Annotated in this window: 21 protein-coding genes and 1 tRNA gene; 7 read left to right on the top strand and 15 right to left on the bottom strand. The window is 64.5% G+C overall.

Features of this window, described 5'->3' with window-relative positions; genetic code table 11:
* Nucleotides 1–11: 11 nt before the first annotated feature.
* From QDT69_RS30385 to rpmH, 8 genes are all read right to left on the bottom strand, one after another.
* On the bottom strand, nt 12–710 hold the full coding sequence (locus tag QDT69_RS30385; protein ID WP_279710145.1) for a pyrimidine 5'-nucleotidase: 699 nt from the start codon (nt 708–710) through the stop codon (nt 12–14).
* A 208-nt stretch (nt 711–918) separates the two neighbouring features.
* Nucleotides 919–1,905 carry a DUF1036 domain-containing protein gene (locus QDT69_RS30380; protein ID WP_347952112.1) on the bottom strand — a complete coding sequence of 329 codons (987 nt, stop codon included), beginning with the start codon at nt 1,903–1,905 and terminating at the stop codon, nt 919–921.
* A gap of 86 nt (nt 1,906–1,991) precedes the next feature.
* A complete protein-coding gene (gene argB / locus QDT69_RS30375; protein ID WP_029083632.1) occupies nt 1,992–2,885 on the bottom strand; it encodes an acetylglutamate kinase in 894 nt (297 codons plus the stop codon).
* A gap of 211 nt (nt 2,886–3,096) precedes the next feature.
* Nucleotides 3,097–3,477 (bottom strand): DUF423 domain-containing protein, encoded by a 381-nt coding sequence (locus QDT69_RS30370; RefSeq protein ID WP_279710143.1) that lies wholly within the window; start codon nt 3,475–3,477, stop codon nt 3,097–3,099.
* A complete protein-coding gene (yihA, locus tag QDT69_RS30365) occupies nt 3,474–4,127 on the bottom strand; it encodes a ribosome biogenesis GTP-binding protein YihA/YsxC (protein WP_279710142.1) in 654 nt (217 codons plus the stop codon). Before yihA ends, QDT69_RS30370 begins: the two co-directional genes overlap by 4 nt.
* A gap of 104 nt (nt 4,128–4,231) precedes the next feature.
* On the bottom strand, nt 4,232–6,121 hold the full coding sequence (gene yidC / locus QDT69_RS30360) for a membrane protein insertase YidC (protein ID WP_279710141.1): 1,890 nt from the start codon (nt 6,119–6,121) through the stop codon (nt 4,232–4,234).
* A 3-nt stretch (nt 6,122–6,124) separates the two neighbouring features.
* Nucleotides 6,125–6,523 (bottom strand): ribonuclease P protein component, encoded by a 399-nt coding sequence (gene rnpA / locus QDT69_RS30355; RefSeq protein WP_279710140.1) that lies wholly within the window; start codon nt 6,521–6,523, stop codon nt 6,125–6,127.
* Nucleotides 6,524–6,555: 32 nt separating this feature from the next.
* Entirely contained in the window at nt 6,556–6,690 is a 135-nt protein-coding gene (gene rpmH / locus QDT69_RS30350) for a 50S ribosomal protein L34 (protein WP_008542748.1), read from the bottom strand.
* A 362-nt stretch (nt 6,691–7,052) separates the two neighbouring features.
* Between rpmH and QDT69_RS30345 the strand changes: the two genes are divergently transcribed.
* The 3 genes from QDT69_RS30345 to QDT69_RS30335 all read left to right on the top strand — a co-directional run bounded on the left by QDT69_RS30345 (nt 7,053) and on the right by QDT69_RS30335 (nt 9,204).
* Nucleotides 7,053–8,531 (top strand): HAMP domain-containing sensor histidine kinase, encoded by a 1,479-nt coding sequence (locus QDT69_RS30345; protein ID WP_279710139.1) that lies wholly within the window; start codon nt 7,053–7,055, stop codon nt 8,529–8,531.
* A gap of 154 nt (nt 8,532–8,685) precedes the next feature.
* Nucleotides 8,686–8,762: transfer RNA gene (locus QDT69_RS30340), tRNA-Arg, on the top strand.
* 175 nt (nt 8,763–8,937) lie between these two features.
* On the top strand, nt 8,938–9,204 hold the full coding sequence (locus tag QDT69_RS30335; protein ID WP_279710138.1) for a hypothetical protein: 267 nt from the start codon (nt 8,938–8,940) through the stop codon (nt 9,202–9,204).
* 144 nt (nt 9,205–9,348) lie between these two features.
* Here the strand turns inward: QDT69_RS30335 and QDT69_RS30330 are convergent, their stop codons facing one another.
* From QDT69_RS30330 to QDT69_RS30315, 4 genes are all read right to left on the bottom strand, one after another.
* Nucleotides 9,349–14,172, bottom strand: a complete 4,824-nt coding sequence (locus tag QDT69_RS30330; protein WP_279710137.1) for an NAD-glutamate dehydrogenase — start codon at nt 14,170–14,172, stop codon at nt 9,349–9,351.
* A gap of 356 nt (nt 14,173–14,528) precedes the next feature.
* A complete protein-coding gene (locus QDT69_RS30325) occupies nt 14,529–16,535 on the bottom strand; it encodes a YgiQ family radical SAM protein (protein ID WP_347952110.1) in 2,007 nt (668 codons plus the stop codon).
* Between the two features lie 248 nt (nt 16,536–16,783).
* Nucleotides 16,784–17,806, bottom strand: a complete 1,023-nt coding sequence (locus QDT69_RS30320) for a glutathione S-transferase family protein (RefSeq protein ID WP_279710135.1) — start codon at nt 17,804–17,806, stop codon at nt 16,784–16,786.
* Between the two features lie 39 nt (nt 17,807–17,845).
* Nucleotides 17,846–18,622, bottom strand: a complete 777-nt coding sequence (locus QDT69_RS30315) for an SDR family oxidoreductase (protein WP_279710134.1) — start codon at nt 18,620–18,622, stop codon at nt 17,846–17,848.
* Between the two features lie 126 nt (nt 18,623–18,748).
* Between QDT69_RS30315 and QDT69_RS30310 the strand changes: the two genes are divergently transcribed.
* From QDT69_RS30310 to QDT69_RS30295, 4 genes are all read left to right on the top strand, one after another.
* A complete protein-coding gene (locus QDT69_RS30310; protein WP_279710133.1) occupies nt 18,749–19,651 on the top strand; it encodes a LysR family transcriptional regulator in 903 nt (300 codons plus the stop codon).
* Between the two features lie 235 nt (nt 19,652–19,886).
* Complete coding sequence (locus QDT69_RS30305) at nt 19,887–20,687, top strand: sterol desaturase family protein (RefSeq protein ID WP_279710132.1); 801 nt, start codon at nt 19,887–19,889, stop codon at nt 20,685–20,687.
* Nucleotides 20,674–20,958, top strand: a complete 285-nt coding sequence (locus QDT69_RS30300) for a DUF5658 family protein (protein WP_279710131.1) — start codon at nt 20,674–20,676, stop codon at nt 20,956–20,958. Before QDT69_RS30305 ends, QDT69_RS30300 begins: the two co-directional genes overlap by 14 nt.
* A 264-nt stretch (nt 20,959–21,222) precedes the next feature.
* The gene (locus tag QDT69_RS30295) at nt 21,223–21,600 is read left to right on the top strand and encodes a hypothetical protein (RefSeq protein WP_279710130.1); all 378 of its coding nucleotides are present in this window, start codon (nt 21,223–21,225) and stop codon (nt 21,598–21,600) included.
* Nucleotides 21,601–21,664: 64 nt separating this feature from the next.
* On the opposite strand, the gene QDT69_RS30290 is transcribed toward QDT69_RS30295, so the two are convergent.
* The 3 genes from QDT69_RS30290 to QDT69_RS30280 are packed head-to-tail and all read right to left on the bottom strand — an operon-like array spanning nt 21,665 to nt 26,375.
* Entirely contained in the window at nt 21,665–23,161 is a 1,497-nt protein-coding gene (locus QDT69_RS30290) for a sugar ABC transporter ATP-binding protein (RefSeq protein WP_279710129.1), read from the bottom strand.
* Complete coding sequence (locus QDT69_RS30285) at nt 23,158–24,255, bottom strand: hypothetical protein (RefSeq protein WP_279710128.1); 1,098 nt, start codon at nt 24,253–24,255, stop codon at nt 23,158–23,160. The genes QDT69_RS30290 and QDT69_RS30285 overlap by 4 nt, the downstream gene beginning before the upstream one ends.
* Nucleotides 24,252–26,375, bottom strand: coding sequence for an SMP-30/gluconolactonase/LRE family protein (locus QDT69_RS30280; RefSeq protein WP_279710127.1), 2,124 nt, complete (start codon nt 26,373–26,375; stop codon nt 24,252–24,254). The genes QDT69_RS30285 and QDT69_RS30280 overlap by 4 nt, the downstream gene beginning before the upstream one ends.
* Nucleotides 26,376–26,401 lie beyond the last annotated feature (26 nt).

Raw genomic sequence — 26,401 nt, 5'->3', positions numbered from 1 at the left:
GTGAGGAGAGATCAGGGCTTTCCGTTCAACCGCTGCAAGAACCCGGTCAGATCATCCGTGACATGGTCGACATAGGCGGCGTCGCGGCCTTCGAGCTCCCAGGTCTCGCGTACCACCTCCTGGCTGCCGTCGGGCACGACCAGCACGGTGGTCATGCCGAGCTCATGCGGCACCACCAGGTTGCGCGCGAGGTCCTCGAACATCGCGGCTTTCGTTGGATCGACGTCGTGCAGCTTGAGGAACTTCTGGTAGGTCTGCGGCGCCGGCTTCGGCTCGAGATCGGCGGCGATGATGTCGAACACGCCATCGAAATGATGGCCGATGCCGAGCCGGCCCAGCACCGCGTCGACATGATCGACCGAGCCGTTGGTCAGGATCAGCTTGCGCCCCGGCAGTTTTGCGATCGCAGCGCCCATTGCCGGGTTCGGCTGCAACGGCGAGTGGTCGATCTTGTGCACATAGGCGAGATAGTCGTCGGCCTGCACGCCGTGCTCGGTCATCATGCCGCGCATCGTGGTGCCGTAGCGCAGGTAATAGTCCTTCTGCAGCCGCCGCGCCTCCTCAGGCGAGATCTTCAGCCAATTGCCGACGAACTCGCCGATCCGCGCATCGACCTGCTGCCACAGATTGACGTGATGCGGGTACAGCGTGTTGTCGAGGTCGAACACCCAGGTCTCGACATGGCCGAAGCCGCGGGGAGTTTTAGTCATGGGTTTCTCCACCCGTCAGCGCGCTCGTCGCCGAGCCCTCCGCCGTCGTCCTGGCCTAGTGCGCAATTGCGCACGGGAGCCAGGACCCATACCGCGGAATCGATCAATAAGGCACGATGCTCGTCGTTCTTCGCCAAACGCAGTCTTGTGGTTATGGGTCCTGGCTTTCGCCAGGACGACAGTGATGTAAGTGGCGCCAGCGTCTCCATCACGGCATCGCAAAGCGCAGCGTCTTGCCACCGCTGGTCATGTCGACGGTGGTGAAGCCGAGCGCGGTGAGGCCGCGGGTGGCGCAGTCGCCTTGCTCGTTGACCTCGAACTTGCTGTCGCGGGTGCAGAGCTGCACCGCGCCGCCCCAGTTCAGCGGCTTGTCCTTGATGCGGATGGCGCGGTTGTCGCCATCGACCGCTTCCGCGAAGGAATAGATCTGCTTCGGCGTGCCGGTGACGTCCGGATGCAGGCACTTGCCGGGATCGATCCGATACCAGCCGCGGCTGGTCACGGCCTTGCCGTCGTCGGTCGCAACCGAGGCCATCACCTTGTACTGCGTGTCGTTGCACCAGGTCAGTCCCGTCGGCGACGGCTTCTGCACGGCATCGACCATGGTGGTGAAGAAGGTCGGCGACTGCACGATGTCACCGGCGAGCCCGCGGCTCTTGAGGAAGGCCGACAGCGCGCTCTGGGTCTTCGGCCCGTCGACGCCGTCGATCGGTGCCGCATCGTAGCCTGCGATCACCAGCAGGCGCTGGATGCCGGCGAGCCGCGCCTGCTCGTCGTCATACTCACTGTCCTCGGCGAGGTAGGCGACGAGGTTGCCGTCATCGGCCTGCGTCGGCGTGATCTCGGTGAATTGCGCCGGTGTCTGGCCGGAGCGGCATTGCCGCGCGGCGGCGATCACGAAATTGTCCTGCGCGACGCAGAGCGTATCAGTCCCGTTCTGCGGGATCGGCGAGGCGCCGTAGACGCCGAGCGCGCGGGCGTTGAGCAGCACGCGGTCGGCGCTCAGCGCGCCCTGCACGACGACGCGGCAGGTCGCGGGATCGATGCGGAACCAGCCGCGCGTCGCGGTCGCGGCCTTGTCGTCGATGCCGATCGCGGCCTCGATCACATAGCTCATGCGGTTGCAGAGCTTGAGATCGGCATGCACCGGCGCCGCCGAGAACAGGAATGACACCAGCGCGGCCGGCAGCGACATTGCGAGCCGCGTCGCCGGCGCACGGCGAGGGATCCTCGCCGTGAGTCCCGCGATGGTGGCCTTCATGCGCGCTGCCGCGTCTGCCATTACTTATGGATCAGCGTGCCGGTGCCCTGGTTGGTGAAGAGCTCGAGCAGCACGGCGTGCTGGGTCTTGCCGTCGATGATCACGACGCCCTGCACGCCCTGTTCGAGCGCGTAGATGCAGGTCTCGACCTTCGGGATCATGCCTCCGGAAATCGTGCCGTCGGCGATCAGCTTGCGTGCTTCCTTGATCGACAGGTCCGGAATCAGCTTCTTCGACTTGTCGAGCACGCCGGGCACGTCGGTCAGCAGCAGCAGGCGCTTGGCCTTCAGCGCGCCCGCGATCGCGCCGGCAAAGGTGTCGGCGTTGATGTTCAGGGTCTGGCCGTCCTGCGAGGTCGCCAGCGGCGCCAGCACCGGGATCAGCTCATAGCCGATCAGCTGATTGAGCAGCGTAAGGTCGACCTTTTCGGGATCGCCGACGAAGCCGAGATCGACGGCCTTCTCGATATTGGAATCGGGATCGACCATGGTGCGGGTCGTCTTCGACGCCTTCACCATGTTGCCGTCCTTGCCGGACAGGCCAACGGCCTTGCCGCCGGCCTCGTTGATGTAGCCGACGATCTGCTTGTTGACCGAGCCGGCCAGCACCATCTCGACGATCTCGATGGTGGCAGCATCGGTGATGCGCAGGCCGGCGGCGAATTCCGACTGGATGCCGAGGCGCTTCAGCATGGTCGCGATCTGCGGGCCGCCGCCATGCACGACCACCGGATTGATCGCGGTCTGTTCGAGCAGCACGATGTCGCGCGCGAACGCCTTGGCGGTGTCCTCGGCGCCCATGGCATGGCCGCCGTATTTAATGACGATGGTTTCCTCGTCATACTCCTGCATATGCGGGAGCGCCTCGGACAGGATGCGGGCCTGATCGAGCGGGCTGATGTGCTGGTCGGTCATGGGGCTGGTCTCATCGTCAGCGGAGGGACGGGCGCGGTTCTATCTGATTGCCGGGCAGGGCGCAAAGCGGGAGAGGTATTCGTCGTATCTGTAGCCCGGATGAAGCGAAGCGCAATCCGGGATCTCCGCCCGCGGCACGATTCCCGGATTTCGCGGAGCCTGTCGTCGGGCGCGCGTCCGCGCGACCCGTTGGCTCCATCCGGGCTACGGTTCAACGCCTCGGCCACATGACCGAAACCGCCAGCACCAGCCAGCTCAGGATCAGCAATGTTCCGCCGGTCGGCGCGGCCATCGGAAATAGTCCGTGGCCCGCATATTGGCGCAGCACCAGGTCGCCCGCGAACAATGACGCCGCGATGACGAAGCCGGCCGCCGCCACTAATCCGAGCCTGGCATGAACGATCGCGCGGTCCGCGACCGCGATGGTCGCGATGGCGGTAGGTGCATGGAACAGCAGCATCGAGGACGCCGCCGCCAGCCGCGTGGCGTCGGGCAGATGGGCTGCGGCCGCCGCCAGCATCACGCCGCAGGCGCCCATGACGGCGGCACAGACGATCAGAAGGCGGGATGCGCCGTTGTTCATCGTGTTCATCGGCGCCGTTCCTCGATCAGGCGCACCATGGCCGCGCGCAGCTCCGGCATGCCGTCGCCGGTGCGCGACGAGGTCACCAGCACGTCGGGGAATGCGGCGGGATGTTTTGCCAGCGTCGCGATGGTCTCGGCGATCGTGGTCTTCAGTTCGCCGGCCTTGACCTGGTCGGCCTTGGTCAGCACGACCTGATAGCTGACCGCGGACTTGTCCAGCGTCTTCAGCACGTCGAGATCGACGTCCTTGATGCCGTGGCGTGCGTCGATCAGCACATAGACCCGCGCCAGTGTCGCGCGCCCGAGCAGGAATTTGTGGATCAGCGCCGTCCATGACGCCACCTTGGTCTTCGGCGCCGAGGCGTAGCCGTAGCCCGGCATGTCGACCAGGCGGAAGTTCGCGTTCTCCGGGCCCTCGAAGAAGATCAGTTCCTGGGTGCGGCCCGGCGTATGCGAGGTACGCGCGAGTGCACTGCGGCCGGTCAGCGCGTTGATCAGGCTCGACTTGCCGACATTGGAGCGGCCGGCAAAGGCGACCTCGAGGCCGGCCATCGGCGGCAGCGTCTCGATCGAGGGCGAGGCCCAGATGAAGCGCCAGTCGCCGGCGAACAGCTTGCGTCCCTGCTCGATCAGCTCCGCATCGGGTTCGGTGGTCATGTGATGGTTCTCACGTCATTCCGGGGCGATGCGAAAGCATCGGAACCCGGAATCTCGAGATTCCGGGTTCAACGCTGCGCGTTGCCCCGGAATGACGGCGCGCGTTATGTCGGCTTCTTGGCGAACGTCGACTTCAGATTGTCGAACAGCTCCACCTTCACGCCGTTCTTGCGCATGATGAAGCTCTGCTGCAGCACCGAGAGCGTGTTGTTCCAGGCCCAGTAGATCACGAGACCCGCCGGGAAGCCGGCCAGCATAAAGGTGAAGATCAGCGGCATCCAGTCGAAGATGATCTTCTGGGTCGGATCCGGCGGTGCCGGGTTGAGCTTCATCTGCACCCACATCGTGATGCCCATGATGATCGGCCAGATGCCCATCACCAGATAGGCGCCGAAATGCGGTCCGAGCAGCGCGATCGGATCGAACGGGATCAGCCCGAACAGGTTGAACAGGTTGGTCGGATCGGGCGCAGAGAGGTCCTTGATCCAGCCGAAGAACGGCGCGTGCCGCATCTCGATGGTGATGAACAGCACCTTGTAGAGCGAGAAGAACACCGGGATCTGCAAGGCGACGGGAAGACAACCGGCGATCGGGTTGATCTTCTCCTTCTTGTAGATCTCCATCATCTCCTGCTGCTGCTTCACGCGGTCGTCAGGATAGCGTTCCTTCAGCGCCTGCAGCTGCGGCTGCACCGACTTCATCTTCGCCATCGAGGCGTAGGACTTGTTGGCGAGCGGGAAGAACAACAGCTTCACGATCACGGTCACCAACAGGATCGCGATGCCGAAATTGCCGACCAGGCGGTAGAACCAGTCGAGCGCCAGGAACATCGGCTTGGTGATGAAGTAGAAGTGGCCCCAGTCGATCAACAGATCGAAATGGTTGAGGCCGAGCTGCTTGTTGTAGCCGCCGAAACCGACCAGCGGGAAGTTGAGGCCGACGGTCGCGGCTTCCTTCGCGCCGGCGAACAGCCGCGCATTGGCAACGCCGGTGCCGCCGATCGGAATGGTCTGCGCGCCGAGCATGTAATCGGCCCGATAGCGTTTGGCGCGCGGATCGGAAGCCGAGTCGTTGGTAAGACGGGCCGTTTGCAGCGTGGCGTTGGTGTCGGGCAGAAGGGCTGTCGCCCAGTATTTGTCGGTAATGCCCAGCCAGGCGTTGGTCACGTTGTCAAACTTGACGCCACGCGAGTCCTCGCCGGTCGGGATCTTGCTGTCGTCGATGTTCTTGTAGGTGTATTCCTGCAAGCCATGTTCGCCGAGATAGCCGATCAGGCCTTCGTGCAGGATCGCGTAGCCCGAGACCGGCGGCTTGCCGCCGCGCGAGATCAGCCCGAACGGATACAGCGTCACCGGCGCGCTGCCTTGATTGATGACCTCGTCCTTGATGCTGAAGAGGTAGCGATCGTCAATCGAGATGGTGCGGCGGAAGGTCAGGCCCTGGCCGTTCTCATACTTCAGAACCACCGGGGTGCTCGGCGACAGGTCGTTCGACCCCTCCTGCTGCCAGACAGTTTCGGCGTCCGGCGTCTTCACCGACGCGCCGTTGGCGGTCAGCCACAGGAACTCGGCATAATATGGCTCGGCCGTGCCCGACGGCGACAGCAGCACGATGGCCGGTGATTTCGGGTCGACCGTCTCGCGGAACTGGACCAGTGACAGATCGTCGATCCGGGCGCCCTTCAGGGCGATGCTGCCGATCACGCGCGGGGTGTCGATCTTGATGCGCGGGCCGGCTGCAAGCACGGTCTCGCGGCTTGCCACCGGGGCGTCAGCAGCAGGCTTGCCCGGTGCCGGGGAGGGCGTGGTCGAAGCACCCGGAGCTGCGCCGGGAGCGGCACCCGGGGTCGCCTGCGGCGACGGCTTCAGCAATTCGGCCTGCTTCTGCGCCTCGCGCTGCTTCTCCATCTGCGGCACGTTGTAGAAATATTGCCAGGCGATCAGGACGAGGCCGGACAGAATGACGGCAAGGATCGTGTTGCGGTTGTCGGACATCTCTTAGGGTCTCGTCATTCCATTCGGATTGGGCGCGCGTTTGTTGCCTGCCTTGTCGTTACCCGTCTTGTGCGCAGCAGGCCGGTCGAGGCGGCGCAGCGCCGACCGCAGGTCGTCAATCATGGTCGCAAAGTCGCGGGTCAGCGCGTCACGACGGCCGACTAGCACATAATCATGGTGCGGCCGCATGAATACGGCATCGACCCGTCTCATCACTTCGCGAAGCCGGCGGCGAATGCGGTTGCGCTCGGTCGCGGTGCCATTCTTCTTGGTGACGGTATAGCCGACGCGGATCGGGCCCTGATCGTCGCGCCGGCGGCCCTGCAGCACAAAAGCTGCGGTATTCGCCCGTGCGCCATTGGCAACGGCGAGGAAATCCGCCCGCTGCCTCAGCCGATCCATAATGGGTATCTCCGGGGAGGAGACGTCCGGGCTCAGGCGCTCAGGCGCTTGCGGCCACGTGCGCGACGCGCGGCGAGGACCTTGCGGCCGCCGGCCGTGGCGAGACGGGCGCGGAAGCCGTGACGGCGCTTGCGCACCAGTTTGCTGGGTTGATAAGTCCGCTTCACGGGTAATTCTCCGCTGACCGGGCAATTTGCCGTTGTATTGAGATGGAGTCCGGTGATGCTGGCAGGCCCAAACGAGCCGGTTACGGCCCCAAAGAGCCGCCCCCGGTCGAGACCGGGCCATCGCGGACAGTTGGCGCGGCTTATAAGGGAGCGCCCTGTTTTCGTCAATGTCGCAGGGCGTCGCAAAAAGGCTTCTTTGAAACGTCGCAATTTGGGCGAATATAACTGTTTTCGCGGGGTTTTTGACGGCAAGGGAGCGCAATGGGGCGTCCGGGGAACCGCCGACATTAGCGATCCGTAATTTGACCGGCTTGGGGGCCGGCCGCATCTTCCGACCCCTAAGCCCAACAAGGCCTTATCTTGTGGCTCTAACTGACGATCAGGCGACCGCGCAGACGCAGCGGCCCAAGCCGTCCCTTCGGCTCGGGCTGTCGGGCAAGCTGTTACTGCTGACGATTCCCCTGGTGATGATCGCCGGGCTCCTGATCTACGTGCCTGCGATCGCCAACTTCCGGATGAACCGGCTCAACGACCGCCTCGCCGCCGCCAATACCGCGGCGCTGGTGCTCGATGCCGCCCCCTCCGGCCTGGTGCCGGATTCGCTGGCCCGGCAGATCCTGACCAGCATCGGCGCCCGCGCGGTTGCCATCAAGCTCGGCCAGCAGCGCCGCCTGCTCGCCAGCGCCGACCTGCCGGCCTCGATCGATCATGATGTCGACATGCGGGCCGTGACGGTGTGGTCGGCAATCGTCGATGCCTTCGAGATCATGCTGGAGCACGGCGACCAGACCATCCGCGTGGTCGGACCGGCGCCGGGCCAGGCGCAATTCATTGAAGTCGTGATCGACGAGAAACCGCTGCGGCAGGCGATGTACCGCTTCTCGCGCAACGTCCTGGTGGTCGCACTCCTCATTGCCGGCCTGACTGCGGGCCTGGTCTACCTGGCGCTGCATTATCTGTTCGTGCGGCCGATGCGGCGGCTGACCGCGAGCCTGGTCGGCTTCCACGAGAATCCCGAGAGTTCGGCGCGAATCATTGTGCCCAGCCAGCGCGGCGACGAGATCGGCGTGGCCGAGCGCGAGCTGTCGGACATGCAGCGCGATCTCGTCTCGATGCTGCATCAGAAGAGCCGGCTGGCCGCGCTCGGGCTCGCCGTCTCCAAGATCAATCACGATTTGCGCAACCTCCTGGCATCCTCGCAATTGCTGTCGGACCAGCTTGCCAGCGTGCCCGACCCGCGGGTGCAGCGCTTTGCGCCGAAGCTGCTGCGCTCGCTGGAGCGTGCGATCGCGTTCTGCCAGTCGACATTGTCCTATGGCCGCGCGCAGGAAGCGGCGCCCGACCGCCGCGTGATCATGGTGGAGCCTGCGGTTGCCGAGGTGCGGGAATCGGCCGGGCTCGCGACCGATGTCTCGATCACCTGGATCAGCGCGATCGAGCGCGGCCTCACCATCGACGCCGATCCGGACCAGCTGTTCCGGGTGCTGCTCAACCTGGTGCGCAACGCGACGCAGGCGCTGGAAAGCCGGCAGGACAGCGATGGCGGCGCCCAGCAGATCCGCATCACCGGCCGCCGCGAGGGGACGGTTGCGATCATCGAGGTCTCCGACACCGGCCCCGGCGTGCCGGCCAAGGCGCGCGAGCACCTGTTCGAGGCGTTCCAGACCTCCGGCCGCCCCGGCGGCAGCGGGCTCGGCCTTGCGATCGCCGCCGAGCTGATTCGTGCCCATGGCGGCCATATCCACCTGGTCGAGGGCACCATCGGCGCCACCTTCCGGATCTCGATCCCGGATCGCCCGGTGGAACTGCTGTCGGTCCGCAGCGAGCGGGCGAGGGCCTGAGATCGCCCCGGTATTCCAGGGCGGCGAAAACGGCGGCCGAAATTGGCGTTTCCAGACCTTGCCAACCGGACCGGGAGCCTGTAGCTAGAGCGCTCTTTCGCGACGTTCCGGGGCTCCCGGAGTCATCCGGGCTTCAAGCCTGACCCGCGAAAATGCGCCCGTAGCTCAGCTGGATAGAGCATCAGACTACGAATCTGAGGGTCGGACGTTCGAATCGTTCCGGGCGCGCCATTCATCTTTTTTGTTTTCATCGGCTTTTTAAGGCATGTGCCCAGGGGCGAGACCGCTGTGCTCTGACCCCTTGTGCGGGGGCGCGGTCAAATACTTGTGCAGTGCAGTATATGTTATTGCATTGCAACAAAATTGGCCTATGTCGGCTTCCCAAGTTCGATTGAGGAGCCTTCACGTGACCAAGATTTCCCTCTCCATCATTGCCGCCGCCCTCGCGATCGCGAGTGCAACGGCCGCATCCGCCGCAGAGCTTCCGACTTACGAAGCCGCGGGCCTGCCGATCTCGCCGGTACAGGCTGGCGCGCTTGGCGCCGCCAACGTCCACGAGCAGGCGCCGGTCGCCGCGACGTCGGCGACGCCGCATCAACTCAGCGTTCTGACACCGCGAAACAAGATCACGACCGCGCGGGCTTCCGCCCGGACCGACCACTCGCTGCACTGACTGGCATAGCCGGTCCATCCACGAGACCCGCGACGCCGCGGGTCTCTTCGTCCCACCGGATCGCGGTGGTCTGGAAGAAAACGTGCCGCTTGTTTGCGGGCCGCCGCGTCCGGTGAGGGTCCCGACTGGGTGGACGAAGCACTCTCAGGCCTTGACCAGGTCCCCCAGTAGGTTCGCTGCCACCGCAAGCTTGGCGAGCGTCAAGCCGCTGGCCGCAATTTCCTCGACCGACCGGCGAATCCGCGTCGCTTCGGGATGCGCGGCGAGCCAGGTCTCGACGGCCTCCTGGCCCGACTGGCCGGTCGCCAGCATATCCGCGGTCAGCCTTCTTTCAGCGGCTGCGATCTGGTCGATCGCGCGGTCGATGGCGAGACGTTCGAAATAATCGTTTGCCGGCACGCCACGTGCAGCAGCGATGATGAGGTCGAGACGGAAATTGGCTTCCGCAGCAAAGAAGGTCGCAGCCGCATCGCCGATGGCGCGCGTGGTGCGCTCCGCAACCGTCACGATATCCGGGGCCGAGACCAGAGCATCGAGATCAGCGAGTTCGCCGGCTATGCCGGCCGGGACGCCGGCATCGGTTAGGTCCTGCCGTCGCTTGCTGCGCGCGGCTTGCAAGTCCGGCGGAAGGGTATTGTCGAGCCCTGCAACAATCTCGCGGATAGCCGGGCCGAAGCGCGCGATGACCGCCTCCAGGCCGTCCTTGAAATCAACGTTGCGCACGTACCAGACCATACGGGAGAGCAAGAGATCCTGGATCGAAGCATAAAGGGAAAGCTGCAACTGTCCGTCGATGCAGGTGTCGAGTGCGTCGATCGCATCATTGAGCCACTTCAGTCCGTAGGATTCATCCACCGCCACATAGGCCATGACGATGGTTGCGACATCGGCATCGGTCTCATCGGTCAGGCGCACAACACAGGCCGGGCCGCCGCGGTTGATCACGGCATTGACGAGACTGGTCGCGATGATCTCCCGTCGCAGCCGATGGGACTCGACCGCCGCCGGGAATCTGTCTTGAACCTCGCGCGGGAAATACTGCGATAGTTCGCGAGCAAGATAGGGGTCGTCAGGCACGTGGGTGCCGAGCAGGTCATCGTAGAGCGTCAGCTTGGCGTAGGCGAGCAACACGGCAAGTTCAGGCCGTGTCAGGGACTGACCGCGCCTCGTGCGTTCGGTGAGCGCCGCGTCATCGGGCAGGAATTCCACGGCGCGGCTGAGCAGACCCCGCTGCTCCAGCGACTGCATCAGGCGGGTGAGGAAGCCGGTCTCGGCCATGCCCTTGCGTTCGGAGAGCGATAGCGAGAGCGTCTGCAGGTAGTTGTTGCGGAGCACCAGCGTGCCGACCTCGTCGGTCATGACGGCGAGCAGGCTGTTGCGGTCAGCGAGGCTGAGGTGTCCCTCGCGCTCGGGACGCGCCAGCGCGATCTTGATGTTGACCTCGACGTCGGAGGTGTTCACGCCGGCCGAATTGTCGATCGCGTCGGTGTTGAGCTTGACGCCCTTCTGCGCCGCTTCGATGCGGCCGCGCTGGGTGACGCCGAGATTGGCACCTTCGCCGATCACGCGTGCGCGCACGTCGCCGCCGGTGATGCGGATCGGATCGTTGGCGCGGTCGCCGACCTGATCGTCGCTTTCTCCCGAGGCGCGGACATAGGTGCCGATGCCGCCGAACCACAGGAGGTCGGCGCGCGATTTCAGGATCGCTGTCATCACCTCCGAGGGCGTGGCTTGCGGCTTGTCGAGATCGAGCAGGGTGCGCACTTCCGGTGCGAGCGGGATCGCCTTGAGCAGGCGCGAGAATACGCCGCCGCCTTGCGAGATCAGTGACTTGTTGTAGTCCTGCCAACTCGATCGCGGCAGGTCGAACAGGCGCTTGCGCTCGGCAAAACTGATCGCCTGATCCGGCGACGGATCGATGAAGATGTCGCGATGATCGAAGGCAGCCACGAGGTTCGTCGCCGGTGACAGCAGCATGCCGTTGCCGAAGACGTCGCCTGACATGTCGCCGACGCCGACCGCGGTGAACGGCATGGTCTGAATGTCGGTGCCGAGTTCGCGGAAGTGGCGCTTGACCGCCTCCCAGGCGCCGCGCGCCGTGATCCCCATCTTCTTGTGGTCGTAGCCCTGGCTGCCGCCGGAGGCGAAAGCGTCGCCGAGCCAGTGGTTCTTCTCGGCCGAGATCGAGTTGGCAACGTCGGAGAAGGTGGCCGTGCCCTTGTCGGCGGCGACGACGAGGTAGGGGTCATCGCCGTCATGGCGCACGGTCGAGTCGGGCTGCACGACGGTGTCGCCGTCGAGATTGTCGGTAAGCTCGAGCAGCGAACGCACGAAAATGCGATAGGCTTCGGTGCCTTCCGCGAGCCAGGCGTCGCGATTCGAAGGCGGCGGCAGGCGTTTGGGCACGAAGCCGCCCTTGGCGCCGACCGGCACGATCACGGCATTCTTGACCTGCTGCGCCTTCACGAGGCCGAGGATCTCGGTACGGAAATCCTGCGGTCGGTCGGACCAGCGCAAGCCACCGCGCGCAACCTTTCCGAACCGCAGATGAATGCCTTCGACACGGGGCGAGTAGACGAAGATTTCGTAGAGAGGTCGCGGCGCGGGCAGGTCGTCGATCCGGTGCGCGTCGAACTTGAAGGAGATCACCGGACGCGGATGTCCGTCCTCGCCGACCTGCCACAAATTGGTGCGGATGGTGGCCTGCACCAGATTGGTGAAGCGGCGCAGGATGCGGTCCTCATCGAGCGAGGCGACGGATTGAAGCTGCTCCTCGATTTCGGCGAGCAGCGCCGTCTCGCGTGCCGAACGCTCGGCATCGGTGCAGGCGAGGCGTGGATCGAGGCGGGTCTGGAACAGCGTGACAAGGCTGGCGGTGATCGCGGCGTTCTTGCGCAGGGTCGCCCACATATAGTCTTGGGTGAACGGCGCGCGAATCTGGTGCAGGTAGCGGGACAGGGCGCGGATGGTCGAAATTTCCCGCCAGCCCAGGGCCGTTCGCAGGATCAGGGCGTTGTAGCCGTCGGATTCGGCGCGATCGCCGACCACTGCCATGATCGAGGCTTCCAGGCGGCGGTTGAATTCCGGGCCGATCCTGATCGGCTGGCCGTCGCTGGTCTCGATCGTCATGTCGTGCAGCCAGACCGGTGGCGGGGCCGGCATGGCGTGCGGTGCGATCTGATAGGTGCGTTCGTTGACCACGCGCAAGCCGTGATTCTCGATCACCGGCACGCGATAGGACAGCGACAGCGGGGCGCCGTGCGAGAACACCTTCAAGCCGAAATGCGTCGGATCGTTCTCACCCTCGGTGCGGTGAACCGTGATCGCCACGGGGCGCGCGGGCGTGAGTTTTTCGATCGTGGCGATATCGGCGATCGCCTGGTCGGCGCCGAACACCTCGGTGTAGCCGCCGCTAAAGGCCCGGGCGTAACGGCTGGCGAGCATGCGCGCACGCATGCCGTCAGTCGACGCTGTGAGCGCGGCCTTCAGCTTGTCGGCCCAGGTCGCGGCGATGGCGGCGATTCCGGCTTCGAGCGTGCCACGCTCGATGACGGGCGTTTTGGCTTCATAGCGCCCGATGATGTAGTGGACGCGCGCAAGCGCCCCTTCGGGGAAAGACACGTAGGAGGCCGACAACGTCCCCTTGTAGACCTGCGCCAGGAAGGCACCGACGCGCGTGCGCACGTCGGTGTCGTATTTATCGCGCGGAATGAAGGCGAGGATGGAGACGAAGCGATCGAACTTGTCGATCCGTGCCAGCGCCCGGACGCGGGGACGCTCATAGAGGATCAGGATCTCCATGACGAAATTGTACAGGGTGTCCACGTCGATCTGGAACAGTTCGTCACGCGGATAGTCTTCAAGAATGTGCGTCAGCGCTTTGCCCGAATGACTGTTCGGGTCGAAGCCGGCGCGCTGCAGCACCTGTGAAACCTTGTGGCGGACATAGGGGATCTGTCGCGCAGAGCGGGTGTAGGCGCCCGAGGTGAACAGGCCGACGAGGCGCAATTCGCCCTCGAGCCGGCCGTCGGGCGTATAGAGCTTGATGCCGACATAATCCATCCGGATACGGCGATGCACGCGGCTACTGACATTGGCCTTGATCACGATCAGCAGGGTCGGCTCGCGCATGAACTCGCGGATTTCCGACGTCATCACCACCATTTCGTTTCCGCGGCGCAGGACCTTCACGTCGGGATCGCGCAGGATGCCGAGACCATCGCCGGTCGTGATGTCGTCCGACACATCGTTGTCGGGCGAGAAGCGATATTCGCGCACGCCGAGAAAGGTGAAATTGTCCGCACACAGCCATTGCAGGAACTGGTTGGCCTCGGCGACCTCGTCGATCGGCAACGGCGGCGGATTGGAGGAGAACGTCTTGATTGCTTCCTCCACGCGCTCGCGCATGACTCGCCAGTCAGCGACGCAAGCGCGCACCTCGCTCAATGTCCTGGTGAGGCCGTCGATCAGCTTTTGGCGGTCGGCGTCGGCGTCAAGGCGAGCGATGTGAAAATGAATCAGGCTCTCGCGTGCACCCTTTGCGCCTTCCGGCAGTGCTTCGCCATAGAAGCGCAGCAGCTTGCCCTGGTGATCGCGCTCCACCGCGATGATCGGATGCGCAACCAGGGTGACCTCGATGCCTTGCTCGGCAAGCTCGGCCATGGTGGAATCGAACAGGAAGGGCATGTTGTCGTTCAGAATCTCGAGCACCGAAATCTCGCGCCCGTCCGGCATCACCGGATTGACAACGCGGATATCTGCGCTGCCCGCTGTGCGGCGCTGCACATGCTCCCAGGTCTGCTCGGCCAGAAGGGCAAGCGATGAGGCATCGTGGTTGGCGAGGTCCTCGATGTTGGTGTGGCCGAACAGAAGTTCGGCAAAGGTCCGGGGTGTCTTGCCCGGCTGCACGATTCCCGCGGCATCACGAATCAGGGTTGCGCGGGCCTTGTCGTCACGCCACGCTTCCATAACGTCCTCCCTTTCTCGCAACATCCAACCGCAGTCGCGATCATCAGGTCGATCCTGGAGCGCACTTCTTCGAGTGCCATTATCCAGGTTGCGCGAAATCTCTGGTCCCGCAGCTTTGACATTATCACCCCGGAGCGGCAAAGGCGCGCGGAGCCGTGGGGCGCGAACCGAAATACCCTACATTAGAGCGTCCGGGCCAAAGCCGGCGACGACGGGCTGGCGGCGCCGCAGGAATCTCGCACAATTTCAATTACATAGAAGTTCGTGATGGTGTTCAGCATAGCGCGCCATTTCGGCGCCAATCTGAAAAAGCGCAGCCAGTTTCCAAGCCCGGCCGGATCTGAATTCCAGCCGTCTTACTTGCCCATCCGCAGGCCCTTGGTGGTGAAGCGCTGTGCCCGGCCGCCCTCGCGCAGAGGTCGCCGCGTGCCGGCAGCCTTGCCGGTGCCGGGCGGTTGGTGCGCGGGCACCAGCTGGTCGGGACGAGAGCCGATCAGATCGGCACGGCCCATCTGCTTCAGCGCCTCGCGCAGCAGCGGCCAGTTGTCCGGGTCGTGATAGCGCAAGAACGCCTTGTGCAGCCGGCGCTGCCGGAGGCCCTTGATCGCCGCGACCTTGTCGCTCGCCCCGCGGCGCACGCCGCGCAGCGGATTGACGCCGGTGTGATACATCGCCGTCGCGGTCGCCATCGGCGAGGGCAGGAACGTCTGCACCTGATCGGCGCGGTAGCGGTTCTTCTTGAGCCAGAGCGCGAGGTTCATCATGTCCTCGTCGGTCGTTCCCGGATGCGCGGCGATGAAATACGGGATCAGGTAATATTTCTTGCCGGCCTGCTCGGCCGCGGCATCGAACATTTTCTTGAAGCGATTGTACGCGCCGATGCCCGGCTTCATCATCTTGTCGAGCGGGCCGCGCTCGGTGTGCTCGGGCGCGATCTTCAAGTAGCCGCCGACGTGATGGGTGACGAGCTCCTTGATGTATTCGGGGCTCTCCACCGCGAGGTCGTAGCGCACGCCTGAGGCCACCATCACCCGCTTGACGCCCTTCACCTCGCGCACCTTGCGATAGAGCCGGATCAGGTCGTCATGCGACGTATTGAGGTTCGGGCAGATCTCGGGGAAGACACAGGACGGCCGCCGGCATGCGGCCTCGATCTTCGGATCCTTGCACGCCATCCGGTACATGTTGGCGGTCGGCCCGCCAATGTCTGATATCACGCCGGTGAAGCCCGGCGTCTTGTCGCGGATGCGCTCGATCTCGCGCAGGATCGAGCCCTCCGAGCGGTTCTGGATGATGCGGCCCTCGTGCTCGGTGATGGAGCAGAAGGTGCAGCCGCCGAAGCAGCCGCGCATGATCGTGACCGAGAAGCGGATCATCTCCCAGGCCGGAATCTTGGCGTCCTTGTAGGAGGGATGCGGCGCACGCGCGTAGGGCAGGTCGTAGACGGAGTCCATCTCGGCCGTCGACAGCGGGATCGGCGGCGGATTCAGCCACAAATCGCGGTCACCATGACGCTGCACCAGCGGCCGCGCATTGCCGGGATTGCTCTCCCGGTGCAGCACACGCGAGGCGCGGGCGTAGGCGTCACGGTCCTGCTCGACCTGCTCGCAGGCGGGCAGGCGGATCACGACATTGCCCGCCTGGCGCGCGGCGCCCTCGTCGGCGGAGTCGAGATCGTCGGCATGCAACTCGGCGTAATCTTGCGGCACGCGGCGGAACAGCGCGACGCCCCTGATGGAGTCGAGATCGCGCGGCGTCTCGCCATTGGCGAGCCGGTGCGCCACCTCGACGACGGCACGTTCCGCGTTGCCGTAGAGCAGAAGGTCCGCCTTGGCGTCCGCCAGCACCGAGCGTCGCACCTTGTCGGACCAATAGTCGTAATGCGCGATGCGCCGCAGCGATGCCTCGATGCCGCCGAGCACGATCGGCACGTCCTTGAACGCTTCGCGGCAGCGCTGGGCATAGACGATGGTGCAGCGGTCCGGCCGGCGGCCGCCTTCGCCGTCCGGCGTGTAGGCATCATCGTGGCGCAGCCGCCGGTCAGCCGTGTAGCGGTTGACCATCGAATCCATGTTGCCGCCGGTGACGCCGAAGAACACGCGCGGCTTTCCCAGCGCCTTGAACGGCTCGGCCGATTGCCAGTCGGGCTGCGCGATGATGCCGACCCTGAAGCCCTGAGCCTCCAGCAACCGGCCGATGATCGCCATGCCGAAGCTCGGATGGTCGACATAGGCATCGCCCGTCACCAGCACGATATCGCATTGGTCCCAGCCGAGCGCCGTCATCTCGGCACGGTTCATCGGCAGGAACGGCGCCGGCTTGTCGGCGCGCGCCCGGTGGCGCGGCCACGACGACAGGGACATTTCGGCGTTGGCAAGGGTGCTCATAGCCGACACGCATAGGACTCCGGCGTCGCGATTTCAACCGATCAACATGCCGCCCGGCCTGATCGCGCATCGCCATGGCCGAGGAGTTCCGGATCGCCCGGAATGACGGTTAGAAAATCGTGCTGATATCTCAATGGCATAAGAGATCAGCGTCGCGCCGCGTCGATATCGTGTCCAACCGGGCATCTGTTTCAACCGCGCATCTGTGCTCGTGAGTTCTCGATCTATCCCGCGTGCCGAAGCGCATGAGCGCGCTGAAGATTTGCGGCGGCCGGCTGCGCGCGTCCGTGGGCTGCGGTGAAGTCGAGGACGGGACCGAGCGGAACGATCCCGGTTGGATTGATCGAGCGATGGCTCTCGTAATAGTGCCGCCGGATGTGCTCGAAATTCACCGTCGCGGCGATGCCGGGCCACTGATAGACGTCGCGCGTATAGGCGAACAGATTTGGGTAATCGACCAGCCGCCGGATGTTGCACTTGAAGTGTCCGACATAGACCGCGTCGAAGCGGATCAGTGTCGTGAACAGGCGGATATCGGCTTCGGTCAGGCTGTCGCCCAGCAGGAAGCGCCGGCCGGCAAGCCGTTGGTCGAGCCAGTCCAGCGTGTCGAACAGCGGCACGACGGCTTCCTCGTAGGCTTCCTGCGTGGTGGCGAAGCCCGCCTTGTAAACGCCGTTGTTGACAGTGTGGTAGACGCGCGCGTTGATCGCGTCGATCTCTTCGCGGAGCGCGGCCGGATAATAGTCGCCGGGTTCGGCGCCGATTCCGTCGAAGGCCGAATTCAGCATCCGGATGATCTCGGACGATTCGTTGCTGACGATGCTGCCGGTGTGCTTGTCCCACAGCACGGGAACGGTGACGCGGCCGGTGTAGTATGGATCGGCCGCGGTATAGACCTGATGCAGGAACCGGGCGTGGTAGACGGTGTCCGGGACCACGCCCGGGCCGTCGGCAAAGGTCCAGCCGTGCTCGAGCATCAGCCAGTGCACCACCGACACCGAGATCTTGTCCTCGAGCCCCTTCAGCGCGCGCATGATCAGCGTGCGGTGGGCCCAGGGGCAGGCGAGGCTGACATAGAGATGATAGCGGCCGGCCTGGGCCTGGTAGCCGCCGATTCCGGTCGGGCCGGCGCTGCCGCCGGCCGTGACCCAATTGCGGAAGGAGCTGTCCTTGCGAATGAAGCGGCCGCCGCTTGGCTTCGTCGCATACCAGGCGTCTTGCCATTTACCGTCGACCAGCAATCCCATGTCAGCCTCCTTGAATGATGCCGTGGTTGGTCGGCCGCCTCAGGTGCGGGTGATCGAGAGGCCGCCGTCGACCAGCAACGCGGTCCCGGTGACGAAGCTGGCATCGTCCGATGCGAGGTAAAGCACCGAGCGTGCGACTTCCTCGGGGCGACCCACCCGCTTGAGCGCATGCAGGTTGGTGACGAAGGTCGCCTTGTCGGGGGTGTCGTTCATCTCGCGATACATCTCGGTCTCGATCGCGCCGGGCAGCACCGCGTTGACCCTGACGTTCTGCGGGCCGAACTCGGCGGCGAGCGTCTGCGTCAAGCCGATCAGGCCGGACTTGCTCGCGGCATAGGCGGCAACGCCGGGGAATGACGAGCTGTAGCCGACGAAGGTCGAGGTGAAGATCACCGACCCGCCGCCATGCTTGGTCATCTCGGCGATCTGGTGCTTCGCGCCCAGGAACGAGCCGGTGAGGTTGATCGCAACGGCATCGCTCCAACCGGCTTCGGAGACGCCGGTCGAGGCACCGCCTTCACCGAGCGTGCCGGCGTTGTTGAAGGCAATGTCCAATCGGCCGAATGCCTTGACCGCCAGCGCGACGAGGGCCTTGGCATAATCTTCCGAGCGCACGTCGCCGGCGAGCGCGACGGCCGTCCCGCCGCTGGCCTTGATCTCATCGACCAGGCTCGCCAGCTCGCTTTCCCGCCGTGCGCCAACCACCACCTTCGCGCCTTCGGCCGCGAACAGCTTGGCCGTGACCCGGCCGATGCCCGAGCTCGCGCCGGTCACGATTGCAACCTTGTTTGAAAGACGTCCCGTACCCTGTGCCATGTCCGTTCTCCGTTTCGGCCGCGCCAACCGCGGCGTCGTGGGAACGTAATTAGATGCTCACAGAACTGGAAAGAAGGCACGGAAACTGGTTACATCATTCAGTTTTACTGCATAATCGAGGATGCGATGGACCGTCTGCGCGCGTTCGAGGTGTTTGCCACCGTGGTTGGCCAAGGCTCTTTCACCCGCGCCGCGGACAAGCTGGAGACCTCGCCGGCCAATGTCACTCGCTACGTCAACGAACTGGAGGAGATGCTCGGGGCGCGCCTGCTCAACCGGACCTCGCGGCGCCTGTCGCTGACCGAAACCGGCAAGACGCTGTATGACCGCGCGCTCTCGATTCTGGAGGACGTTGCAGAGGCGGAGGCGATCGCATCTTCCGCTGCGATGCAGCCGCGCGGACGTCTGCGGATCAACGCGCCGCTGAGCTTCGGCATACTTCATCTCGCGCCGTTATGGCCACGTTTCATGGCGCGCTATCCCGACATCGAACTCGACATCAGCCTGGTCGATCGGCTCGTCGACCTCGTCGACGAGGGCTTCGATCTGGCTGTGCGCATTTCGCGCGGAGGATCACCGAGCTTGATCAGCCGCAAGCTCGCGGCGATTCATCACTTCGTCTGCGCGTCGCCGGACTACGTCGCGCGACATGGCGCGCCGCAGACCCCGGATGACATCAGGAACCACGCCTGCATCGCCTACGCCTATTCCGCTTCGGCCGAGGAATGGCGGTTGCTCGACGGAGACGGCAAGCCTCACACCGTGCCGGTATCCAACATCTTCCACACCAACAACGGCGAGACGGCCTGTGCGGCAGCGGCGGCCGGCTTCGGATTGATTCTGCAGCCGACGTTCCTGATCGGGGAGCTGCTGCGGCAGGGCCGCCTGGTCCGCCTGCTGCCCGACTATCACACACCCGAGATCGATGTGCTGGCCGTCTATCCGAGCCGCCGCCACGTCAGCGCAAAGGTGCGGGTGATGGTGGACTTCCTGGTCGAGGCATTCCGCGGCAAGCCGCCGTGGGATTGAAGGTCAAGCGGGACATCACGACAGGCCAACCCTTGGTTGGCGGCCGCTTCCAACCAGACGCAATGCCTACGTTTGCCGCCCGGCCGAACCGTCACGATCGGGCTGAAGGCGGGGCGACCCGTAAAAACCCTGCTTGCGCCCGCCGGGGCGTTGGGAAAAAGTAAGGTTTTTAGCCTATAGGCGGCAGAATGTTTTGTTCATTTTGTCCGGCCTTTGAACCGGCGGGTCGTTTCTCATGTCGAGTGAGATTTCAAACGCCGTCTTTTGCGCGGCGGTCATTCTGGGGGTCGTCTACGGCAGTCGTATTCTGGAAAAGACGTGGCCCATTGCGCCTGTTTCCAGCGACGAGTTTCGTGCCGATTGGCTGGCGGTCATCGTGAGCGTCGGGTTGGAGCACCTGTTCGCTCCGCTTGCTGCGATCAGCGCGGGTGCGATTGCGAGCTATGCCGGACTTGGCTGGATCAAGCTGCCGACCGAAGGTTACTGGTGGTTCGTCTCGTTCGCGATCGTCGTGGTGGCGCTCGATCTCTACAAATACACATTCCATCGGCTGCAGCATGCGGTCCCCTTCCTTTGGGCGATGCACTCGTTCCACCACAGTGCGAACGGCATTACGTTCATCACCGGCGGCCGCCATTTCTGGTTGGAAAGGGTGCTGTCCGACGCCTTTCTTCCGATCCTGGCGATCCTGTTTCGGATCCCGCCGGACATGGCGATCGCTGCGGCATTCATCTTCTTCGTGCCCGATGCCTGCGCGCATCTCAACGTCCGCATCCCGCTCGGCCGCTTCGTGACATGGATCAACAATCCGCAATGGCATCGGATCCATCATTCGGTGCAGATCGAGCACCGTGACAAGAACTTTGCCGCCTTCTTCCCGCTCCTGGACATTCTGTTCGGCACGGCGTGGGTGCCGAAGCCGGGTGAGTATCCGGCAACAGGACTTGTGCCTCCTGAGCGGGCGGACATCATCAACAGCATAATCTGGCCGATCCGGCATCTTCGGCGTGGGGAGTCTAAGAATGAACTGGGTTAAGGGTCTCTTGCTGCTGTTCACCTTGTTGCTGGGATACGCCGATCTCGAGTCGACGAATGTGATCTTGAATCTCGGGCTGGGCGAGTTGAACCCGTTCATGCAAATGGCACAGACATGGTTCGGCGTATGGTGGCTGGTGCCCAAGCTGGGACTTACGTTCGTCCTGACGTGGCTGCTTTGGCGCAGCAACAATGTCTACAACATCGCGCTCGTCGTCGCCTTCTGTTCAACGCCTGTCTTGAACAACCTCGTCATCATCGCCGGGAACTGAACCGGACACGCCTTTCGTTGCCGGAACAGGCGAAGCGCTCGCTCTGCCGGGCGCTTCTTGCTGCGAGCACGATGAAAGCTGCGCGGCGCCGACCATCGGCTCGCTCAAGCACCAGCTCTTCGACGGCACGATCGATGTGCGGCGCGCGCGCTCCGGGCTGCGGGCGCGCAAACTTTCGTTTGAGCTCGCAGAACCTGCCCGTCCTGTCCGGCGACAAACGCTGGAATGACCTGTGATCGCGTGGCTCGATCGGGAGAATGAATGATGTCGGACAGGTTTGCTCTCGCCTGCATTGCCGCCGGCGCCCTGATGCTGGGGGCCCTGGGTGCAACCGTGCACGCACAGACGCCGTCGAGCTGCAAGGAGCCGCGGTCGGGCACCAGCCGCGTCCCGATACTGTCGCCGCCGCTCGCCAATGTGGTGACGGGCAAGGGACGGCTGCAATTCTACTCCGCGCCTAATCTTCACTGCCCGATCAGCGGGGTGTTCGTGATTCCGAACGACGAGCTCGTCGCCTATGCGCAAACCGATGATGGCTGGTCGTCGGTGATGTACTTCCATCCCGGGACGGGCAACGACGTCTCGGGTTGGGTGCGGTCGGCGAGATTGAAGGCGACCGGGACCGTTGGTCCAAAGCAGTAGCGGCGAATCGGGCGCGCGATCGCGCTCCGGCATGGCGTGGCGAGCCGGCCGTGATGCTGCGGCATCAATGGATCGCCGCATACATGATCTTCTCCTCGGTGGCTTCGAGCGCGGAGAATTCCTCGACCACCTTGCCTTGGCGCGAGACCAGGATGCGGTCCGAGAGGGCCATGATCTCGGGCAGATAGGATGAGATCACCACCACCGCCTTGCCCTCGTCGGCGAGCTGGTTGATCAGCTCGTGGATCTCGACGATGGCGCCGACGTCGACGCCGCGTGTCGGCTCGTCGAAGATGATCAGCTCGGGCTCCTGCACCAGCGATTTCGCGATCACCACCTTCTGCTGGTTGCCGCCTGAGAGCTCGACCACCTTGGCCTCGTCGCCGATGGCGCGGACCTTGAGCCGCTGGATCCAGCTCTTGCCGACTGAGTTGGTCTCGCGCCGCGACAGCATCATCCGCCCGCCGGGAAACTTCGAGAGCAGGCCGAGATAGATGTTGCGGGCGATCGAGGCAGTCTCGAAGAAGCCCTCGACCTTGCGATCCTCGGTGACATAGGCAATGCCGGCCTTCACCGCCGGCGCCGGAACCCGGTAGCGCACAGGCTTGTCATGCAGCAGGATCTCGCCGCCGTGGAAGAAATCGCGCTTCAGCACGCCGGATACGATCTTGAAGGTCTCGGTGCGGCCCGCGCCGACCAGGCCGAACACGCCGGTGATCTGCCCGGCAAACACCGACAGCGAATTGTTCTTCACCATCGGCGCCATCTTGAGATTCTGCACCGTCAGCACGCGCGCGCCGGCCGGCCGGACGCTGGCCTTCCGCGCGCCGTACAGCGTGTTCGAGAGGTCGCGGCCGACCATCGCCTGCACGATCGCCGCCCGGTCGAATTTCGCCGCGTCATCGGTGATGACGTGCTTGCCGTCACGCAGCACGGTGATGCGGTCCGCGAGCAAGAGGGCCTCTTCCAGCGCATGCGAGATGAAGACGATTGAGACACCGCGCTTCTTGAGATCGCGAACCAGGTCGAAGAAGTACTTCTTCTCCTCCGGCGTCAGCGATGCGGTCGGCTCGTCGAAGATGATGACCTTGGCCTTGTGCAGGACCGCGCGCGCGATCTCGACCATCTGCTTCTTGGCGGCGCCGAGCCCGCTCACCGTCGCGGTCGGTGTCACGTCGAAATTGAGCGATTGCAGGAATTGCTGGGCGGCGATGTAGATGCCGCGCAGCCGGTTGTAGAATTTCTCCTGCCCGAGGAAGAGATTTTGCGCCACCGTCATGGTCGGCACCAGGCTGTTCTCCTGGAACACCATGGCGATGCCGAGATTGCGTGCTTCGAGCGGCGTGCGCGGCGCGACGTCGGAGCCGTCGACCGTCATGCTGCCCGAGGTCAATGTCACGACGCCGGCCATCACCTTGGTCAGCGTCGATTTGCCGGCGCCGTTCTCGCCGACCAGCGCGTGAATCTCGCCGCGGCGGAGGTCGAAGTCGACGCCTTCGATGGCGGGCACGCCGGCATAGAGCTTGGTGGCCTTGCGCAGGGACAGCACGGTGTCGCTCATGGGCCTATCTCCTCGGCAAGCCCGGCGAGGGGCAGTTTCAGCACGCGGCCCGGTCCCTTGGCGATCAGCACGAGGTCGCTGCCGAGCTCGAGCGCCGCGACGACACCGTGGTTGATGCCGTCGACCCGGCTGTGCAGCGAATAGAGCGGCTTGCCGTCTTCACCGAGCCGGATGACGAGGCCGTAGGAGCGCGGCGGCGCCCATGGCTTGATGACGCCCATCGTCTTGATGTGCGCGCCCTGCATCGGTTCCTTGAACGAGAAGCCCGAGCGCAGCCGCGGCGCCACCCAATAGGCCGGGTCGATCTCGGCCATCATGCGGCGCCGGTAGGCCGGCTCGCGCAGCACGAATTCGATCAGCTGGGTGCGGGCGGTGAACGCCGTGAGCCAATAGCCGCCGCTCGCAGCCTTCGACAGCCGCGACGGGTAGACCGGCAGGTGACCGAGCACGATCTGCGGTGTCTTGCCGTCCGCGACGAGGACGAGACGATGCCGCCAGCTCTCGCTGACTAGCACGCCATCGCCGCGCGCGCAGGCGCCGAACGCGTAGCCGAGCTTTGCGGCCAGCGGCTTCACCGATCCGGTCTTGGGATCGAGCCGGAATACGCGGCCGCTTCGATTCAGCTCCATCAGGTCGCGCGCCCAGTCATCGACGCCGCAGGTCGTCGAGCCGTCGGTCGCGATCAGGGGGCCGTCGCTTGCCAAGGTCAGCGCGTTGATCGCGTTGAAGGCGGCGTCGCGGAACGTCACGCTCGGCTCACCCGATGAGGGATCGGCGTAGAGCCGCACCTCGCGGCCGCCGAGCGCGACTGCGATGCCGCCGTCCGCAAGTGCGCAAAGCGCCGAGATCGGCTGCTCGAAGTTGCGCAGCTCGGTCGCGGTGTTGCCGTCGAGCTGCAGCAGGCGCCGGCCATCGGCGACATAGAGGTTGCGGCCGTCGGTCGCGAGGTCCTCGGGCGCCTCGCATTCCAGCAAGGTGGTCGCGGCCTCCAATTTCTGGTTCGGCTTGAGCGCGCCGTCGAACGACGGCACGGTGATGGTGGCCTCGCCACGGCCGAGAAAGCGGTTGGCGAATTCCCTGACGGCCGCGATCACGACAGCTTCCCCCAGCGCTTGTCATACTGCACGAAGTTCGGGTCGGCGTTCTCCAGCTTGTAGCGGCCGATCCGGTTATTCATGATGCCGCCGAGATAGAGATAGCCGCGATGCTCGCGCATCGAGGTGATCATCGGATGGTTCTCGCCGCGCAGGTCCCAGAACGATTCGAGGATCTTGCCCTGCTCGTTGAACTTGACGACACAGCCGGTGTTGATGTTCGGGAACAGCCATTCGTCGACCGGGACGCGCTTGGCCATGCGGCGGCGGAAACCCGGCATCTTCCAGGCGAGGTCGAGCGAGGGGCTGCGCATGCCGACCAGCGCCAGCCAGTAATTGCCGTCGGAGGCGAGATTGATGTTGTCGGGGTAGCCCGGCAGATTGTCCATCACCACCTCGACCTGGCCCTTCTTCGGTCCAGCGAACCACAGCCGCTTGATCGAGCAGCCGAAGGTCTCGGCGAACAGGATCGACTGGCCGTCGCTGGCGACGCAGATACCGTTGGGGAATTTGAGGCCGCGCAGTGCGGTATGGGTGGCGCCGGTCTTGGTGTCGTAGCAGATGATGCGGCCATTGCCGCGCGCCTCGAGGCCGTCGATCGGCCATTCGTCCATCTCGTAGCGCACGGTCGCTTCCGAGAAGAAGATCAGGCCGTCATCGGTGATGTCGAGGTCGTCGGCGAGCCGCAGCCGGCTGTCGTCATTCACCGAATGCATGCTGCGGTTGGTCTCGTCGGTCGCCTTCTCCACGGTGCCGTCGGGCTTGATGCGGTAGAGCCCCATGCCGCCGATGCAGACATAGAGATTGTCCTGCCGGTCGAAGGCCATGCCGAGCGGCTGGCCGCCGATATGGGCGAACACCTCCATCCGCTGATAGTCGGGCGCAAAGAAGCGCATGATGTCGCCGTGGCGTGAGCCGGCGTAGAGATTGTTGTTGCGATCGAGGATCACGTCCTCCGGCGCCTCGATGCGGCCGAGGCCGATCAATTCGACGTCGCGCAGCTTGTCGTTCTGCTCGAACGGGCCGCCCTGGCCGATCTCGGTGGCCGGCGGCGGCGGCAGCGCGTGATACGTCGGCGCGACATAGACCTTGCTGATGATGCGGGTGCGGTTCTTCTGCCAGCGGATGTCTACCATCGCGGCGACCAGCAGGATGCCCGCGAGCGCCATCCGGTTGATGCCGCCGCGCGCATTGAGCGTGGTCAGGCCGTTGGTGATCAGCAGCACGATCAGCACGCCGACCAGCGACTTGGCGACCGAGCCCTTGCCGCCGCCGAGCGTGATGCCGCCGAGCACGGTCGCGGTCAGCACGATCACCTCGAGGCCGACGCCGATATCGCCGCCGACGGTGCCGAGCCTTGCCGCAAAGAACAGCGCAGCAATGCTGGTGAGCACGCCGCTCGCGACATAGCAGAGGGCGATAGTGCGGCGAACCGGAATGCCGGAATTGTAGGCCGAGCGGCGGGAGCCGCCGATCGCGGTGATGTGCCAGCCCGGGCGCAGCCGCGTCATGAAGATATGGCCGAAGATCGCGATCGCGACATAGACGAGCGCGACGCTCGGAATGCCGAACACGTCGCCGCCGCCGATGAAATTCCAGGACGGGATGTCGGGGAACGCCGCGGCGATCGAGTTGGAGTAGCGCTGGATCAACAGATCGAACGCCGAACGGTAGATGATCAGGGTGATCAGCGTGGTGATGAAGGCGCGCAGCCGTAAGTATCCGATCAGGACGCCGTTCACGGCGCCGAGCAGCGCGCCGCAGGCGAGGGTGGCTACGACAACCGCAGGCACCGGCCAGTTCAGCACGTCGAGCAGATAGAGCGCGCAGAAATCCGTCAGCGCGAAGATCGAGCCGACCGACAGATCGATGCCGCCGACGATGACGACCAGCGCCATGCCGAGCCCGATGAAGCCGATCTCGCCGGCCTGCCGTGCGGTGTCGGCAAGGCTCGACGGCGACAGGAAATGATCGATAGAGCGGCTGAGCGCGAAGCCGACGATCAGGAGCAGGATCACCGGAATTGCGGTCTCGGTCCAACGCTTGGACAGGATCTCGCCGAGGAGATGATCCGGCCAGTAGCGGTAACGCAGGCTCGTCAAGGTGTCGCGCATCGGCATTCCAGCAAGGCGTTCGATTTTTCGGA

Origin of the sequence: Bradyrhizobium sp. CER78 (assembly GCF_029846235.1) — a bacterium.
Taxonomy (GTDB): Bacteria; Pseudomonadota; Alphaproteobacteria; order Rhizobiales; family Xanthobacteraceae; genus Bradyrhizobium.
Note: the sequence above shows the minus strand (reverse complement) of the source record. Positions and strands in the feature narration are given on the sequence as shown.